Below are 16,819 nucleotides of genomic sequence, written 5' to 3'. Positions count from 1 at the left end.
CGGGGCGGGGCAGCACACCCCCACGCGAAGCGGCTCGGCCGCTTCCCCGTTTGCGGACCCGGGTGGCTTAGCGCGGCGGGTCGAGCTGGATTTGGTCGTTGATGAACCGGATCTTCCCGCGCTGGAACTGTACTTCTTCACCCCCGGGGACACCGGCCTGGTCATTGGTCGGGTAGCCGAATCGGCCGTTCTCCCACTGCTCCTTACCCCAAGCATCGTAGATGGGGCCGTTGAGGATGTAGTGAGCACCGGTCGGCGCGGACCAGTAAATGGAGCCCTTCTCGAAGCGGCTAAACTTGCCGCCGTTGATGTTGAGCTCGCCAGTGGTTGGGAATCCTAGCGGGCTGGTCGGGCCGCCAATCTCCATGTACTTCTGGGCGATGAGGCCTTGCACGTAGTTGAGCTGTGCGGGTTGCCCCGGGGCACCGTTCTTTCGAACGATCACACCATTCTCGAACTGCTGAACAGCTCCACCCTCGACTGCCTTTTCAGGGCCGGTTGGGAAACCGAGCGGTCCATTCTCGTAACCAGTTTCACCCCACTTGTCCATGATGTCTTTCTTCACATCAACGGCACCGGTTTCGGGAGTCCAGTAAATGTTGCCATTCTCGAACTCAACGTACCGGCCACGTCCGTTGGCAACGCTCACCTCCTCGCCCTTGGGGTAGCCCAGCCAAGAAGTCGTGGCACCCAGCTCTGAGTAGCGAGCGCCGATGCGACCCCACAAGAAGTGCGCATCCGTTGCGGGGGACCAGTACGCACGCCCACCGCGGAAATCCTGGATCTTGCCGGGCTCGTTGCGGGTCTTGTTCGGAGCACCGTCGTACTCCGGGGAGATGCACTCGCCGATCTGATCCCGGAACTGCCCTGCCCGGGCACCGATGGCTCCGCCGGCGACGCATGACGCGCCCCGGTCCTCGGGTGCCAGCTTCAAAGAGTCCGCAATGTGAGGCCAAGCCTGGGTCATCTCGAACTGCCAGTACGGCCAGTTGTGCGTGCCGGAAGGACGGAAGGCGGTAACGAGGTTCAACCCCTTGCCCTGGGCCCGGTTGACGAAGGTCTGGCTAGTCAACCGGGACATGATCTCCAAGCCCATGCCCGTGGTGTTTGCCGGAACGCCGGGCAGCACGCCGGGGGCGTCATAGGCACCGGCGTTGCCGTTACCACTGGAAATGTAGACCGTCTTGCCCTTGAGCTGCTCGATGCCGAGCTTGGGATCGTGGTCCACCCAGTCCTGGGAACCATAGGGGCCCCACATCTTCTGGGCGTCGTATCCACCGCCGTCGTTGGTGGCGTAGCCGATGGCCTGGGGCATACCCGGGCTGGTGGTGTCCAGGTAACCGGACAGGGAGCCGACGAACTGGAACATCTCCGGGTGCCGCTCGGCAATATTTACTGCGGCGGTACCACCCATGGACAGGCCCACGATGGCCCGCTGGTCGGTGGATCGCCAGCCCTTGGCCAGGATCGGGGGGAGTTCGCGGGTGAGGAAGGTCTCCCACTTATAAAACTTGCCGTTGTCCGGTTGCTGCCAGTCGGAGTAGAAGGATGACTGTCCACCGACCGGAAGCACGACGTTGACGTTCTTGTCCGCATAGAAGGCGGCGATGTTGGTTGCCAGCGTCCATCCGGATTCATCGTCGCGGGCCCGGAGGCCATCGAGGGCCCACACTGTAGGGAAGCTCTTGTTCGGCTGGGAATACCAGTCACGGGCCAACAGCATTTGAACCTTGATCGGACTACCGGGCATTGCTACGGACTTAATGTAGACGTTGGCCCAGCGGTCGGTGATCCACTCGACTTTCTCCACGTCCACTCCGGGGGGCAAACCGGGTAGATCCTGGTCCGTTGTGTTGATCGGGGTGCGCGGCGGCGGGTTGCCGGGGATCAGGTAGTCGGTACCAGATCCCGGAGGACGGGAGGAACCCGCCTGCGCTCCGGCACTCGGCGCCATTGGAACAGCCAGCGCGAGAGATAGTGGCAGCGCGACGGCGGCTGCTCGCGCCCGGCGAGAATAGCGGGAGTATGTGGCGGTCAAGCGCATTCGTTCACTTTCCTTCGATCAACGTCTTCACAGTTCAACTGGCCGTGACTGGGCGGTTGTTTCACTGACCCTTACAACCTCCACCACCCTCCTGAACGTTACGTTCTCAACGGCGCAACAGCCCTGGAGAGTCTAGCGATGCAGTCGGTCGGCGCACTTGCGGCAGAAGCGAGTTCCCCTCGCGCTTCTGGTCCACACAGCCTTATTTTGAGTAGGCCAGTGCTACAAGAACCAAGTATGACAGGTTTTGGCTAGAGAATAACCCCGACACTCCACAAAGCTCAATGCTTGGTTGAGAGTTCGGGGTAATGGATTGGCGCGAGTTTGACGCAAGCGTGGTTTCCGGTGCGGTTCGCGGTAGGACTCGCTCCGAGCGGTATCGGACTGGAGTACCGGCGCTATGACTGCGGCGCGAAGGCTTCGCCGATGCTCACGGGGCCGGAGAAGCCCAGGCAGCCGGTGGCGCACCCAAAGGGGGCGGGAGCCCCGCCAGCATCGAGGGCGGATAGTATCTGCGGGCGAGCACGCTGTAGTTCAGTGCGCCAATAGGGCCAGTTGTGTACGCCTGTCAGCGGATAGCTAGTAGTAACACTGGCGCCCGCCAGACGGCTGGCAACCTCGAAGCGAGTTGTGGAGTTGTGGGACATCCATTCCAGGTTCACGCCTACAGTCACCCCTAGGGGGTCCTGGATGAAGTCTTCCCGGGTGGTGGGTATTCCGGTAGCGGCGGAAAGGTACAGGGGCATCCCGGCGAAATTGGGCGCGTGCCACATCGGGTCGTTGCGGAATCGAGCCGGATCAATCGGGGACCCCCACATATCCCCCACCCGGGCACCAGGCGAAGTGTCATTCATGGCGATCTGGAGACCGGTGTACATCCCAGGCCAGGTCGGGTTGAGGTAACCGGAGATAGAGGTTGCTTGCTTGAATTGGTTCCGGTGCCACGCTGCCAGGTTCATCGCCGCAGTGCCGCCCATCGAGATTCCGGCCACGGCATTGTTCGCCGGGGAAACCTGGAAGTTTTGCTTGAGGTATGCAGGCAGTTCCTGTGTCAGGAAAGTCTCCCACTTGGGGTTCTTGGGACCGTTAGACCCGCTGAAGGGTTGTTGCCAGTCCGTGTAAAACTGGGCAGCTCCACCAACGGGCATTACTACCGTTACATTATCGTCGGCAAATAAATCGACACCGTGGCCTAGCTTCGTCCACCCGCTCCAATCGTCATTGGCGCGCATGCCATCGAGGAGGTACAGACCGGCGTCGCCACCTTGAGCAGCAGGCTTGATCTGGACCTTAATATCTTGACCCATCGCCTCGGAACGAACGTTGCAATCCTGGAGCCAAGATTCATAGTCGGAGATAGAGCAACCCGCTCGAAGGATAGTCCGGTTATCCTGCGCGGAGGCTACCGGAGCGACTGCGGTCCCCACTCCCAGCACCGAAGCCGCGGCGACTACGGCTGCGCCGACCCTCTTTTTCAGGGCTGACCCAGTTCGTGGGCTGTGCGAACTGTTCCGTCGCTTGCCTAGGTGCCGAAGATGCATGAAACTTTTCTCCTCAAAGGTAACTGTCTGCGGGCAGATGTTACCAAAACGTAATTCAAACAGCCAAGTACCCAACCTGCGGCGAGCTAACGATAGATAGCTCGCTGAGGCTAACCACGCCCCAGTCCTTTAGCGTCGAAGTTCGAGCGGCGGCAACTCAGCCAACAAGTCATTCAAACGAGGTCCACTCCAGTGGTGTTACGAGAGTTTCGTCATCGGCCTCAACCCATCATGGGAATGACGTACACCGCGATACCAATCGTCACAAGCCACGCTACCGCCAGCAGCTGCAGGGTCCGGTCCCGCAGCGCGATCTCGTCCGGGGCTCCCCCGTCCCCCCGGTCCACGTCCGCCGCGTACCGCAAGATGGCCACGGTGAAAGGCACCATGGACACCTGGTACCACACCGCCGCGTGCCCGCTGACTTGCTGGGAAAGATCGAAACCCCACAGCGCGTAGCTCAACACCACGGCGGTTGCGGCCAAAGTCCACACGAACCGCAGGTACGTCGGCGTGTAGCTTTCCAGGGACTTGCGGATCTTGGCCCCGGACCGCAGCGAGAGCTTCAGCTCCGCGTAGCGCTTCCCTGCGGCCATGAACAGGGACCCAAACGCCGCCACCAGCAAAAACCACTGGCTCAGCACCACTCCGGCGGCCACGCCCCCGGCCATGGCGCGCAGCATAAACCCGGAGCTCACCAAGGCGATGTCAATCACCGGCTGGTGCTTCCACCCGAAGCAGTACCCCAGTTGCAGCCCGATGTACACGGCCACGACGATCGCTAGTCCCGGCCCAGAGCTTGCCAGGAAGGATCCGCCGACGGCCGCGAGGATGAGCACTACGGCCATGACGTAGGCCATGGATACGGGGAGCACTCCAGCCGCGATGGGTCGGAATCGCTTCGTCGGGTGCGCGCGGTCGGCGTCCACGTCCCTGGCGTCGTTGATGAGGTAGATGGAGGACGCGGCCAGACAGAACACCACGAACGCGATGAGGATATCCAGCAGCACCCGACCCTGGAACAGCAGGTGCCCGCCCGCCGCGGCGGGGGCGGCGACGACCAGCACGTTTTTGACCCACTGCTTGGGTCGCATGGCCTTGACCATCGCCTCGGGCAGGTTGCGGGGAGCCCGGGGGCCGGATGTGGCCATGGTGGTGCGGGTCTCGCGGCCGCGCCGGGAGTCCAACCCCGAGGTGTGGGGTTCGGAACCCAGTAGCGGCTCGGTTCGCTCGGTCACCGTCTGTCCTCCTTGTTGTGCGATGCTCCCCGTAGCCATCGGCGGGGTTGTGCCCCACCGGTGTTGCCGCCTGGGGCCGGGTGGGGCCGCCGGGCATGGTGCGGGGAAGCGAATTTCTTCAGGACGCCACTTTTACCTAGCGCCACCTCAGTTACCAACCCGAGGCCCGCACCGAGCGCTACATCTGTGGGGTAATGCACACCCAGCACCATGCGGGACAGCCCCATGGCGGGGATGCCCACCAGCGGCCACCGCGCCGACAGCGCCCGGGAAAGTCCTACGAGGCCGGCTGTGGAGCTGGTGGCGTGGGAGGAGGGGAAGCTCAGCTTGGAGGGCGTTGTCACGCCGATGTTGATGCGGGGGTCGTGTGGCCGGGGGCGGCGGATGATGCGCTTGAGGATCACGCTGGCGGCGTGCGCGGCAAACGCGCTAACCCCCATGGCCAGCCATTGCTCGCGGTTTCGGCGGTCCAGGGTGTAGCCGAGGGCTGCGGTGCCCATCCAGCCGAGGGCGTGTTCCCCGAAGTGGCTCATGAGCCGCGCAGTGGGCAGTACGCCGGGGCGGTCGGCAAGCGCGCGTTGGATGCCGAGGAGCACGCGGGTTTCCCCCAGGGGATCCCCGGCAATGCGGCCGTCCTTGGCCGCGGCGCTGCCGGTCACTGGGCGGACTCCCCTCGCGCAGTCTCACCACGCGCAGTCTCACCACGCACAGGTTCCCGCTGCGCAGGGGCCCCGGGCACCTGGGCGCCGCTCCGGGCCAAATCCGATCCGGGCTCGAAGACCTGGGCCCAGGCCTCCCGGCTGGTCAGGTAGGGGTGGGCCGCCCGGTAGGTGGTGCGCAGTTCATCGAAGCGGCGGGCCACTTCCCGCTGCAACTGGGCGGACTCCTTGGCCAGCGCGAGCATTTGCCCGCGATCCCGCTTGCGGTAAACCACGCCGCGCCCATCCGCCGTGGTCACGGTGGCTCCATCCACGCGGGACAGGCTGAACCAGCGGGCCTCGATGGGGGGCAGGTTCACCTGGGGGGCGTGGTGATGGCGGGCGTCCGCCGGCTTGGCGTTGTTGTAGAGTGCGCGGGCGAGAGTTTTCACTTTGGCCCCAGCGCTCAGGGGGATGCGGGTGAGGTTGGCGGGTCCCCCGCTGGCCGGGGGCAGGTCCGCCGCGGAGGGCACGACCACCGCGTCGGAGTAGTTCTTGCGCATCTTGTTGATGCGGGGCAGGGCCGTCTCCAGGATGTCGAAAAGGTGATCCGGCCCGGCCAGGAAGTCCTTCATCGCCTGGTTCTGGATGGCGACCGTGGAGTACTCCAGGCACAGCAGGTGCTTCGTGGTGGCCTTCGCCATGGATGCGACGATGCTGTTCGGGGAGCCCTCGTGCTGCAGCGCGGCGACGATCAGGCGGTTGCGCAGGTGGAAGTAGGCCTGCCAGTCGATGGCATCGTCCTTGTCGGACCATGCCATGTGCCAGATCGCAATGCCGGGCCAGGAGGCAGTGGGGAACCCGTGGTCTCGCGCCCGCAGCCCGAACTCGCCGTCGTCCCACTTGATGAACAGCGGTAGGGGTTGGCCGATGGTGTCCGCGACAACGCGCGGGATCATGCACATCCACCAGCCGTTGTAGTCCACGTCGATTCGGCGGTGCAGGTCCTTCGAGTCGATGTGCTCCCCAGAGGCGTTGCGCCCGTAGGTGCCGCGATCCCGCAGGGGGTGGCGGTAGAAGTCGTGGTCGTAGTGGGTGTGAGGAGCCGCGGTCCACATGAAGCGGCTGCGGTCGATGACCTCCCCCATGGTGTGCAGGTGGCTGCGCTCCTGCAGGTTGAGCATCTGCCCGCCGACGAGCATGGGGTTGCGGGCGTACCGGCTGGCGGCGAGGGCGCGCAGGACGGAGTCCGGCTCGATGGCGATGTCATCATCCATGTAGAGGATGTAGGGGCTGTCGGTGCCGCGCTGCGGGTCCCGGGCCTCGTACATGATGCGGGAGTACCCGCCGGATCCGCCGAGGTTGCCCTGCGGCACGATGCGCAGCCGCTGCCCGTAGTGTTCGGCGACGGCGGGGAAACCGGGCTCGTCGGCGGGGTGCTTGGTGCCCTGGTCCGGCATGATCACGGCATCGATCACGCGGTCTACTTCCGGGTCGCTAGACAGGGCTTCCAGGGCGGCGACGGCATCGGCCGGGCGGTTAAAAGTCGGGATGCCCACGGTGATGCGCGGTTCGGCCGGAGGAAGCTGCTCCCCGGCGGACAGTGTGGCGTACGCGTTGGTGGTGGCGTCCCAAATCTGCACTTCGGAACACAGGACCTGGCCTTGCGCGGGTCGGGTTGCGTACCAACCGGCGGAGTGAATGGTGGTCTCGGATTCGCAGGTGATGTCGAACCAGATCCAGCCGCCGTCCTCGAAGGGGGCCAGGGAGACGGTGAATTCCGCAAGCCCCCGGCCGCTGCTGTCCACGTCCACGTTGCCCCCGGTCACGGCGATACGGGAACCATCGATTTTCGAACGGTAGATGTCGATGCGGGCATCCCCGGTGAGGTCCACGCGCAGCTGCACCTCGCTGAGCTGGCTCCAGCGGCGCCAGTAGGAGGCGGGGAAGGCGTTGAAGTAGGTTTCGAAACTAATCTCCGTGCCCGCCGGGATCTTTGCCTCGGTACGCGAGAGCGCGGTGACGCGGCCGGGGGTAGCTTGCTCGTTTTCCACGATGTAGAGGGAGCGCACATCTCGGGGTTCGCCGCTCTTCGGCAGGATGATGCGGGTTAGACGGGTGGGGTCAAACTGGTTATCTAAGCTGCTGGTTGCGGACATGGTTGGGTGCGCCGACCTCCGTGTAGACACGCTCGTGGACAGTTGTGCGTCCATCATTATCCACGATGGGGGGCGGCGGGGGTCAGGCGCGCCGGGCGGGCTGGGCGGCGGGGAGATGTGGTGGCCTACGCGCGGGCCGTCGCCCCCATCCCTTGCAGAAGAGCGCGGATCTTGCTTTCCAGATCGTCCCGGATAGCCCGGACCTGCTCGGCGGTCTTGCCCTTGGGGTCCGGGATATCCCAGCGCACGTAGCGGTCCGCAGGCACCCCCGGTACGTCCTGAACGCCGAGTAACACCACCACGTTGGCCCGGTGCACGGTGCGGGGCACGAGCTGCTTTTGGTACAGCACGTCGGTGGGCAGCCCAGCTTCGTCGAGCACCTCGATGACCTGCGGGTAGATCTGTTCTTCGGTTTTCAGCCCGACGGAGCGCACGACCACGTCATCGTGGGCGAGGTGGTGGGTGATGCTCGCGGCCAGTTGGGAGCGGCCGGCGTTGTGCTCGCAGACGTAGAGGATCTCCTGGCGGGGATCGACGTGGATTCCGGCTTGCTCGATGTGGCGTTCGATGTTGTTGGCGGCCTCGCGTTCAACAATGACCGGCAGGAAGGTGGTGATTCGGGCGGTGGCGGTTTGTTCGGCGATGGTCTTATCGAGGATATCGTCAATGCTGCCCTCATCGAGCTGCGCCCCGTAGCGTCGATGCAGGTCGCGGCGGATGTTGCCGAAGACCAGCGCGTGGCGGGCGGCGGTGTTGTCCGCGGTCGTGGTGTGGTCGGTGTCCTTCCCGGTCATCGGTGCACCTTCTTTCTCGTCATTCTCTTATGGACCTCTTATGGACGCCCCTAGTTTACCTTTTGTTAACCTTTTCGTTTGGTTTTATTGTCTTTCCGTGGCTCACCTGGGTAGGCGCTAACCTAAGCGAATGGAACGCAGGCCCCCGCGCACCATGGACGAACCGCTGGACACGGCACCCCCTGGAAGATTCAGCGCCCCGACGAAGCTCCGCGACGACGAGGCCCGGCGCCGCCCCGGGATCATCACGGACGTGAGCTTCTTCCTGTTCACCACAGTGGCCATTGCCTGGCTCGCGGTCCGCTTCGCCTCGGACGCCTGGCGCTACAGCGGGGTCCACGTCCTCGTCATCGCAGCCTTCTGGGCGGTCGTCGCCTACCTCCCCCTGCCCCCGCATCCACACCTTGCTCACCCAGATCTACGTGCCCCCGTATTTCATCGGCCGAACGCGCACCTCCGACGACCTGCTCGGGGACCCAGTGAACCTCGCATTGAATGGGACGTCGCGGCAGATCCACGCGGCGATGACCAAGGCGGGATGGATCCTCGCCGACGACGTCACTGTGCGCTCATCCTGGGCGATCATCGTCTCTTCCGTGTTCAAGCGCTCCTACAGCCACGCGCCTGTAAGCCCGCTGATGCTCTTCGGCCGGCGGCAGTGCCTGGCCTACCAACAGGAGGTCAGCGGCAACGCCTCCCAACGCCACCACGTTCGCTTTTGGCGTTGCCCCGACGGGTGGCTTCTCCCCGGCGGTCGGCGGGTGCAGTGGCTCGGCGCAGGGACCTACGACAAGTCCGTGGGACTCTCCCTGTTCACCCTTCAGGTCACCCACAAGATCGATGCAAACATCGATATTGAGCGGGATTACATCGTCAGCTCGCTGCAGGGCGCCAACCCGGAGGTCCGGCTGGGGATGCTCAAGGACTTCTCCACCGGCTACCACCACCGCAACGGCGGGGGCGACGTCATCCGAACCGATGGCGATCTGCCCGTTCTCGATCTCACCGCGATTACCCCCGCCGGGGCAGCACCCCGCACCCCGGAATCAGCCGCGCAGGCGGCCGAGCAGTTGCCCCTCCCGGTCATTCGGGCCGGACTGGGTTACCCCATTCCCACCGATGAAGGGGGCGTAGCTGCACCGGATCCGGATTCGCCGACGGACCTCCCCGACGCCAGAACTCAACTGGACCGACTCCTCGGCCGCCAGCGCCCCGTCGCCATTACCGTTGCCTGTATCTGCGCTGCGGCGATGTCGCTGTATGCGTGGGTGGAGTTGCTGACCAACATTGCGCTACTGGAGGCCGCCGTGGACCCGGCCCTGTCCCCCGGGTCCTCCCGGGAGTCCACGGTGTTCATCGCCACGTTGGTCGCGGCCTACCTCTGCATCGTCCTGCTGGCGGTGCTGACCTACCGGGGCCGGTCCAAGCCCCGGGTGTGGCTGATGTTCGTCACCGCCCTAATCGTCGGGACCGATGAGGTCGTCCAGTGGACGGGCTTATCGGAGAGCGGATGGCCGGCCGTGAGCTACATCAACCTCCTGGCCGCCGTGGTCATCCTGCTCACGCTCACCACCCCGAGCGCCAGCGCGTGGAGCCGCGGGCGGTCCTTGGGTTAACCCCGCCGCCTCCCCCTGCCTGCGGCGCCTCCTCCTGCCCGCGCCTCCCCTAACCGCGCCGGCGGGCAAATGCTACTCCTCCTGGTTTCGTTTGTTCCGCCTAGTCAGCAGCACCCCAACCCCGATCAGCCCCGCACCGACCAGCACCAGGATGAGGATGTTGGCACCCGTCATGGCCAACCCGCCGAAGCGCCCGGCATCGGTTTGGGTTCCGTTCGCCCCGGGCTGATCCGGGTTCGCCGCGGTCTCCCCGCCCGGGCTAATCCCACCGTCCCCGCCCGGGCCGCCGCTTTCGCCGACGGGGCTTCCGGGCCCGCCTCCGGGGAGGTCGGGGTTCTGCACCGGAATGGGGATGGGGGTGACGGGCGCGGTGGGGCTGCAGCCCCCGATCTTTACCCGCACCTTGTTGCTGGGCACCCCTGGGGTCTCGGTGGTGGTGAACTCCGGGTAGCCGTCAACTAAAAGGTAGGCGCGGTTATCTGCGGAGTCGACCCCGGTCTGTTGCCCGCCTGGCTGTTTGTCAGTACCGCTGAGCACCTCCACGGTGAAGGTCCAGGTGATGGCGGCATCGGGTCGACCACGCCGCTCCTTGGCAGCCTTTTTCAGCCCGCTGGCGGTGAGCACCACGCTGGCCACGTTCCCCGGTGCGGTGCGCACGGTGTAGTCCGTCCCCTCGGCGAGTTCCTGCTTCACGCCCTTGTCTCGGCCGCTAGTCAGGTAGACCTTGGAGCTACCCTCCACGAGGCGCACCTGGTCGGGCAGGGGGTCGGCCAGTTCCATGCGCTTGATGCTGTCCGCCGCGTCCGGGGCCGACAGGGCGGCGCTCACGCCGTAGTCGAATCTGTCTTTGGCGTTCGCGCAGGTCCGGGAGGCTGACTTGTTGACATCCAGGTGCTGGTCCTTGGCGAACACTTCCACGTCGTAAATCCAGGAGTCCGGGGCCGCACCGTCGCGGTGATCAGTCTGGGGGATGGTGACGATGAAGGGGGTGACTACGCTCGCGGCCGCTTTCTGCGCAGAGGCGTGGTCTTCTTCCACGTAGTAGGCGCCGACGGGCAGGTTGGGGAAGGTTGCGGTTCCTTCTGCGTTTGTGGACGCCACCAGCGGCGCGCCCAAGGAGCCCGCCCGCGAACCCCCGACGTAGTAGTCGGCGATACGAGTCTTGGCCAGCTTCTCCCAGCCGGAGTTCGTCCGCAGGTCCACGTCGTCCACCTTGCGGATGGTGAAAGCGATCCCCAGCATGGGCCGGAGCCCGCGTTCAGCGATCGGGTTGGTGGGGTCCCCGAATTGCTTGAGGGGGTCCCCTGCGGATTTGTGGATGCTGAGGGATCCGGTCCGGGCCCCGTCGATGGTCGAGGGGTATGCCGGCGCCTGCCCACCTTGGGCGGCGGCGGTCCCCAGCGGGTTCCAGCCGCCGGGCAGGCCAGCCCGGGAACCGGGCCGCAGGCCCGGCGCGACGGCCAGGACCAGCACTGCCGCGAGCGCGAGCGCCATGGCACGCAGGAGGGCAGGGGCGAGAGGGGGCCTCGTGGGCATGGTCATCGACCCGCCTTACCTCGGGTATTTTCCGGGCGATGCTTGCCGCCGGTGCGGGGGGTGGTGGCGGTTTCCAGGGTGGTGGCGTCCTCACCCTTCCCGACCGCCTGGGCAGCCTGGGAGCGCTTCTTACGCGCCCGCAGCATCCACCACAGCAACACCAGCAGCACCACTGCCGCAGCGGCGATCGCTAGCTTCTGCCACCATTGCAGGGGCACGGATCCGCTATTGAGAACGTCCTCGGCCTCCTTCGGGTCCATGGGTACCCGCTTGCCGGTAACGAGCAGGCGGTGGGAATTGACCCCATAGGGGGTGCAGGTGATGAGCGTGATGAGGTCCTGGCCGGGGACGGGGCGCAGGTTGTCGGTCTGTTCGGGCAGGACCACCCGGATATCGTCCACCTGGTACTTCAGGGTTTCCCCGGAGACGTTGATGTAGAAGGCATCGCCCTTTTTCACCTTGGTGAGGTTGTCCCACAGCGTGGCGTTGGCCAGGCCGGTATGTCCCGTGAGCACGGCGTGGGTGCCGTCGCCGCCGACGGGTAGGGAGCTGCCGAAGAGGTGGCCTACGCCTCGGCTGAGGGTCTCCTGGTCGGTTCCGTGATAGACCGGCAAATCCGAGTTGATGCTCGGGATTTTCACGCGGGCCATGACGTCTTGCAGGTCCAACTGCTTGAGGTACTGAGCGTACTCGGTGTTGCTCTTATCTACGCGGGCCAGCCAGGGGTCCAGGATGGGCCCCTGGGCGTGGTCGGTGTTCCACTGGTGGGCGCGCTCGAGCGATTCCCGCCGCTGCTCGGCCGTGGTGTTGTCCTGGATCTGCTGGGTGTAGGACTGCGCCGCGTTGGACTGCATCTTGTTCTGGATCCAGGTGGCGGCGACGGGGTAGAGCAGCAGGCACACCCCGGCGAGCATGATGAGGATCGCGACAACACGGTTCGCGCCCCGCTTGGACCCACGCTTCGCCCCACGCCGGCGCTTCTTATCCGCGTGCGGCCCGGCATTGGGAGACGGCGAGGTGGCTAGTTGTTGGGTCACCGCAATTCCTCACTTCACCGAGTGTGTCTTTGTAGGGGGTAGGTGCGTTGTCCGGGGTGCCTGGGCCCCCCGGACCGGACAGGGGCGCAATCGGCCGGAGCGTTGCCGACGCGCGCCCCGGTGACGCCTAGCTTTCGCCGCGGTCCTTGCGGCTGCTCATGTAGGCGTAGCCCGCGCCGATGACGATGATCAGCCCGCCGAGCACGAGCAGCAGGGTCACGCCCTTGCCACCGGTCAGCGGCAGGTTGAATCCGGCGTTGTCCTTGACGTTCTTCAGGTCCACGCTGGTCAGGTTCACGGGGCCTTCACCGCTGCGCAGCACTTGGAAGTAGGCGGGTTCCGCGAGCAGGGAGTGGCCCTCGGCGGCCTTCACCTCCACCAGGCAGTAACCGGACGGATCCGTTTGCCCGGCGGCGCCGTTGACGAAGTCGTTGACGTGCAGGCCGTTAATGGTCAGTGAACCGTTCTGGGTGGTCAAATTCTCCGCCAATTTCTCGCCGAGGTTGTCCTTGTCGGCGCAGCGGTACAGATCGAAGCCCACGCCATTGAGCAGGGTGTTGTTCTCGTCGGTCTTGGAGACCTTGACGTTGCCGAAGTAGCTTTCGGGGCCCTTGCCCGGGGGGATCACGCTGGGGTCATCGGGGTTGTCAGGATCCGGGTCCGGGGTATTGTCCCCTTCACCCTTGGCGATCACGAGGGCGCGGTTCTCGATCGGGTTGAGCGGCCCGGTTCCTTGGCTCTTCGTCACCGGGAAGCTGAACGTCGCGGTGGCCTTGCGGTTATCCCCTTGGAGGGTGTCCAGCTTGGCCAGGCCGGATTGGGTGAACTTGACCTTGGCTTGGCCGGGGGTGCTGGTATCGAGTGTGTAGTCGGATGGGTTGGCTTGCGTGCCGTCGCCGTAGGTGACCTTGGTGACCTGTGGGGTGCCCAGGCGGTCGGCGGGGTAGACGTCCACGAGCTCGGCCCGGGCCAGCTTCTGGGAGCTAGGCAGCTTGCCCGTCACGTCGTACTGGATGTTGCGGCCCTCGATCACCGCACTTTCGTCGATGACCTTCTTGGAGATCACGTCGGTCTGCTTCTGGTTCTTGGGGTAGACGTGGACGTCGTACATCCAGCTGGACCGGTCCTGCGGATTGGTCATCGGCAGCGTGACGTAGAAGGGCTCGGTGGTGATCTGGTTGCCTGCCGGCGCCGAGGTCTCCGTGACGCGGTAGAGGCCGATAGGTAGTCCCGCGACATCCGCCTGCCCCTGGGCGTTGGTGGTGACGTTCTTTGCTGTGCCGAACCCGCTCGGCTGTGTCGTGCCCTTGGCGATGTCTGCGGCCTGTACCCAGCCCTCGTTCTTCGTGAGGTCCACACCGTTGACCTGTTCCACCTTGAACACGGCGCCGGCCAGCGGCTTGCCCAGCCCGGAGGTGTCCCCGATGGGGGTGCCGTTCCCGGCGGGACCGGGGGTGTCGTTCTGGAACTTGTGGATGTGCAAGCTGGCTTGCTGGTTGGCGCTGATGGTTGACGGCGGGGCCGCAGGAGTCGCGCTCTGGGCCGTGGCGATGCCGGTCATCCCGGCGGTGGACAGCATTCCTGCGGCCGCCGCGATGGCGAGGGTGCGCTTGAGGGATTTCATGTAGGTCCTTTCAGTCCAAACGGTTGTTCCGCCTATGGGTCCGGGGATGTGCCTACGGGCGATACCGGGGTGGCGGTGCCTTGGATGGTGTTTTCGATGTGGTGGTGTTGCGGCGGTTGGAAGCAGTCATCCGTCTCGACAACCCTTGGGGTGCGATCTCATGGCCTTGACCTCTTTCATTTGTCTTTCGGTGGTTGTGTCGTTGTGGATTCTTTTTCTTAAGGACGCCCTCAGCGGCGCGTTGGATGGTGAGGGGTCCTTTCGTCCTTAGGTGGTTCGGTGGGTTCTGGTTAGGCTTATCGCTCCGATACCGACGACAGCGAGCCCGAGGAGCAGGTAGCCGGTGGCGCCGCGTCCGCCGGACTTGGGCAGGGTCCCCACGGCAACGGGAATCCTGACGGCCCAGGCGGGGTCAACGGCTTGCAGGGCGATTGGGGGGTCTTGGCTTGCCGCGACTTGTCCGGCGGGCGGGGCGTATTGGCTGGTCACCTGGATCCGGTCCGCGTGATAGTCGCCGTAGTTGGGCATGAGGCTAGCCGGGGCGTTCCATTGGCAGATGAGGGTCTGGCCGGTGGCGAGTGGGGTCTGCGGGGTGACCTCTACCCCATCAGTGATCGCGGTCATGCGGTTGGCAGCGTTGCACGTCAGCCCCGTTATGGGGAGCGCTGCTCCGGGCTGCCCGGTGCTGATGTTGAGGCGTTGGTCGTTAAGCCGGACGCTTGTCACGGGGGCCTTGCCGGTGTTTTTGATCTCGTAGGTGATGGGGAAAGTTCCGGCGCCTTCGAGAATCGCGGCGGCTTGGTCCTTTGTGTTCGCATCTGTACCGGCGATTTTCTTTGTCACGGAGAAGCCCACGGTAAGACCGCTGACGCAGGCAGCGCTGTCTGAGGTCTTGTTGCTACCGAAAGCCAGTTGCGCGTTGTTGTAGAAGCCCTTGGTGGCATCCGACCCAGAGCAGGTGAGGGCTTGGTCGTTAACAACGGTGGGATCGGTCACGCGGTAGACCACCACCACTTTCGCCCGAGAAGTTTGTCCGGCGGGGACGGGTTGCAACGCCGGGGCCCCGAGGGTCCACGTGTTGTTCGAGCGCGTCATCTCCTGGGCGGAGGTCACCAGCGGGGTTGGTCCATCTGGGACGACCGTGACGGAGTCCACCGTGAACCCGGGTGGCGTGCTGGGCAGCTCCCGCAGTTCGGTGGGGGCGCCAGCGGTGGTGGAGGGGTTCGTAACCTCCACCAGATACTCGGAGTTCAGCCGCTGCCCGTTTTGCTTTCCGACAATCCTGGGTTGAGCCGGCGGGTAGGGTTTCTTGGACAACGCGAAGTTAGCGACCTGGGCTTTGTTCTGCACGACACATTCCACACGGTCATCCTTGCCAAGGCCAGTGAGGGTGAACGCATTATTAGGCAAGTCTGAAGTGACCACGATAGATGAGCCACTGCCATATCCGATCGGGCGACTTAGGCCGGCTGCATCCCGCGCGGTGCAGGTAGCAGCAACGGGCATTCCCCCCTAATTTTGCGGGGCTAGGGCGAAACCGGAACGCATGGGGGTCTCCTGGATGCGGATGCTGCCGGGACCGGTTGTGATCGGGTAATTGAAGCTGGTTTTGCCCGCGTTGTCCGTGTTCTGGGAGACGTTGGACTGGGTCTGGCCGTTGACCTGGGCCCGGTCCGCCTGGAAGGTGAAGCCGGAGGTCGCGGCGTTGCCCTGTTGGATTACCTTTCCGCTGTCGTCCACGATCTGCTTGTTCACGATGACCGTGCCGAAGCAACCGGTGATAAGGCCGCGGATGTAGTTCTGAAGATCGGCGTAGGACCCCATCCGGTCGGCCTTGACGGAGAATGAACTCATGTAAGCCAAGGTGTCCGTCATCGCCCACGTCGTGCGGATAGGGTACAGCCTTCCGCTTCTGTCGTAGTACGGAATCCCATTCGCATCGTTTGTGATCGTGTCGCTGGCCTTCACGGGGGTCAGCTGGCCATTGAAGTCGTACCTCCAGTTCACCTTCGTCGTGTCCCGCTGCACGCCGGCTGGGGGTGTCTCACTGTAGAGAAAGTAGGGTTGCCGAGTTCCTGTGGTCTCAAGGTGGTTATAAACAGGGAAGGACAGACTGCCGACCACCAGCGAAAATATGCCCGTTCCTTTGGATGCGAGATCCTGGGCTGCGGCGCTGGACTTGGTCAGGTCCTCCCACGAGGTTTGAGTTGGGAAACCGGGCCCTCGTCTGTTGGCCTTGTACGGTTTTCCGTCGGTGATGACGATGACGGCGTCGTATCCCTTGCCCGCCATCGAGTTGAACCCCGCAGCAAGATTGGAGGCGCGCGCCGTGGTGGACCACGCATTTGGCAGATTGTTCACAGCATTTGTCGCCTGGGTTACTCCGGCGGCGTCCAACAGGACGGGCCCAAAGTTCGGATACAGGGCGGTGCTCGGGGAGCTATCAGAAAAGGTGTGGATACCGAAAGAGCTCCCCGTATTTTTAAGAGCGTTGATGACCTGCCGCGCCGCGTCCTGCATCTGCGCGGTTTGCCCTTGTGTGGTGTAGGAAGCATCAAAGAGCAACCCCACCTTTGTTCCACAGACGAAGCG

At 64.5% G+C, this 16,819-nt stretch carries 12 protein-coding genes; 1 reads left to right on the top strand and 11 read right to left on the bottom strand.

What is annotated here, in order from left to right; all coding sequences use genetic code 11:
• Positions 1-67: 67 nt before the first annotated feature.
• From CHEID_RS00705 to CHEID_RS00680, 6 genes are all read right to left on the bottom strand, one after another.
• Positions 68-2,044 (bottom strand): alpha/beta hydrolase-fold protein, encoded by a 1,977-nt coding sequence (locus CHEID_RS00705; protein WP_112769194.1) that lies wholly within the window; start codon positions 2,042-2,044, stop codon positions 68-70.
• Positions 2,045-2,442: 398 nt separating this feature from the next.
• The gene (locus tag CHEID_RS00700) at positions 2,443-3,351 is read right to left on the bottom strand and encodes an alpha/beta hydrolase (protein ID WP_238599277.1); all 909 of its coding nucleotides are present in this window, start codon (positions 3,349-3,351) and stop codon (positions 2,443-2,445) included.
• A 455-nt stretch (positions 3,352-3,806) separates the two neighbouring features.
• Positions 3,807-4,862, bottom strand: a complete 1,056-nt coding sequence (locus CHEID_RS00695; protein WP_112769196.1) for a decaprenyl-phosphate phosphoribosyltransferase — start codon at positions 4,860-4,862, stop codon at positions 3,807-3,809.
• The gene (locus CHEID_RS00690; RefSeq protein ID WP_273661435.1) at positions 4,820-5,434 is read right to left on the bottom strand and encodes a phosphatase PAP2 family protein; all 615 of its coding nucleotides are present in this window, start codon (positions 5,432-5,434) and stop codon (positions 4,820-4,822) included. Before CHEID_RS00690 ends, CHEID_RS00695 begins: the two co-directional genes overlap by 43 nt.
• Positions 5,435-5,478: 44 nt before the next feature.
• Positions 5,479-7,620 carry a glycosyltransferase gene (locus CHEID_RS00685; protein WP_112769197.1) on the bottom strand — a complete coding sequence of 714 codons (2,142 nt, stop codon included), beginning with the start codon at positions 7,618-7,620 and terminating at the stop codon, positions 5,479-5,481.
• Between the two features lie 125 nt (positions 7,621-7,745).
• The gene (locus CHEID_RS00680; protein WP_112770364.1) at positions 7,746-8,414 is read right to left on the bottom strand and encodes an arsenate-mycothiol transferase ArsC; all 669 of its coding nucleotides are present in this window, start codon (positions 8,412-8,414) and stop codon (positions 7,746-7,748) included.
• Between the two features lie 404 nt (positions 8,415-8,818).
• Between CHEID_RS00680 and CHEID_RS00675 the strand changes: the two genes are divergently transcribed.
• Complete coding sequence (locus tag CHEID_RS00675) at positions 8,819-10,030, top strand: LssY C-terminal domain-containing protein (protein ID WP_238599445.1); 1,212 nt, start codon at positions 8,819-8,821, stop codon at positions 10,028-10,030.
• A gap of 72 nt (positions 10,031-10,102) precedes the next feature.
• Here CHEID_RS00675 and CHEID_RS00670 read toward each other — a convergent pair whose 3' ends face one another.
• The 5 genes from CHEID_RS00670 to CHEID_RS00650 all read right to left on the bottom strand — a co-directional run bounded on the left by CHEID_RS00670 (position 10,103) and on the right by CHEID_RS00650 (position 16,792).
• Complete coding sequence (locus CHEID_RS00670; protein WP_273661168.1) at positions 10,103-11,566, bottom strand: SpaH/EbpB family LPXTG-anchored major pilin; 1,464 nt, start codon at positions 11,564-11,566, stop codon at positions 10,103-10,105.
• A 2-nt stretch (positions 11,567-11,568) separates the two neighbouring features.
• Positions 11,569-12,603, bottom strand: coding sequence for a class C sortase (locus tag CHEID_RS00665; RefSeq protein WP_238599352.1), 1,035 nt, complete (start codon positions 12,601-12,603; stop codon positions 11,569-11,571).
• Between the two features lie 127 nt (positions 12,604-12,730).
• The gene (locus tag CHEID_RS00660; protein WP_112769758.1) at positions 12,731-14,227 is read right to left on the bottom strand and encodes a SpaH/EbpB family LPXTG-anchored major pilin; all 1,497 of its coding nucleotides are present in this window, start codon (positions 14,225-14,227) and stop codon (positions 12,731-12,733) included.
• 267 nt (positions 14,228-14,494) lie between these two features.
• Positions 14,495-15,637 (bottom strand): hypothetical protein, encoded by a 1,143-nt coding sequence (locus tag CHEID_RS00655; protein WP_273661167.1) that lies wholly within the window; start codon positions 15,635-15,637, stop codon positions 14,495-14,497.
• Between the two features lie 102 nt (positions 15,638-15,739).
• The gene (locus CHEID_RS00650; protein WP_146743865.1) at positions 15,740-16,792 is read right to left on the bottom strand and encodes a vWA domain-containing protein; all 1,053 of its coding nucleotides are present in this window, start codon (positions 16,790-16,792) and stop codon (positions 15,740-15,742) included.
• Positions 16,793-16,819 lie beyond the last annotated feature (27 nt).

Origin of the sequence: Corynebacterium heidelbergense (genome assembly GCF_028609845.1) — a bacterium.
GTDB lineage: Bacteria > Actinomycetota > Actinomycetes > Mycobacteriales > Mycobacteriaceae > Corynebacterium > Corynebacterium heidelbergense.
The sequence above is the reverse complement of the archived record's forward strand: the minus strand, read 5'-3'. Positions and strand labels throughout refer to the sequence as shown.

Excerpts from the sequence above, each read along its gene's own strand:
- CHEID_RS00705 (WP_112769194.1), bottom strand. The coding sequence starts at position 2,044 with ATGCGCTTGACCGCCACATACTCCCGCTATTCTCGCCGGGCGCGAGCA.
- CHEID_RS00700 (WP_238599277.1), bottom strand. The coding sequence starts at position 3,351 with ATGGGTCAAGATATTAAGGTCCAGATCAAGCCTGCTGCTCAAGGTGGC.
- CHEID_RS00695 (WP_112769196.1), bottom strand. The coding sequence starts at position 4,862 with ATGGCTACGGGGAGCATCGCACAACAAGGAGGACAGACGGTGACCGAG.
- CHEID_RS00685 (WP_112769197.1), bottom strand. The coding sequence starts at position 7,620 with ATGTCCGCAACCAGCAGCTTAGATAACCAGTTTGACCCCACCCGTCTA.
- CHEID_RS00680 (WP_112770364.1), bottom strand. The coding sequence starts at position 8,414 with ATGACCGGGAAGGACACCGACCACACCACGACCGCGGACAACACCGCC.
- CHEID_RS00670 (WP_273661168.1), bottom strand. The coding sequence starts at position 11,566 with ATGCCCACGAGGCCCCCTCTCGCCCCTGCCCTCCTGCGTGCCATGGCG.
- CHEID_RS00660 (WP_112769758.1), bottom strand. The coding sequence starts at position 14,227 with ATGAAATCCCTCAAGCGCACCCTCGCCATCGCGGCGGCCGCAGGAATG.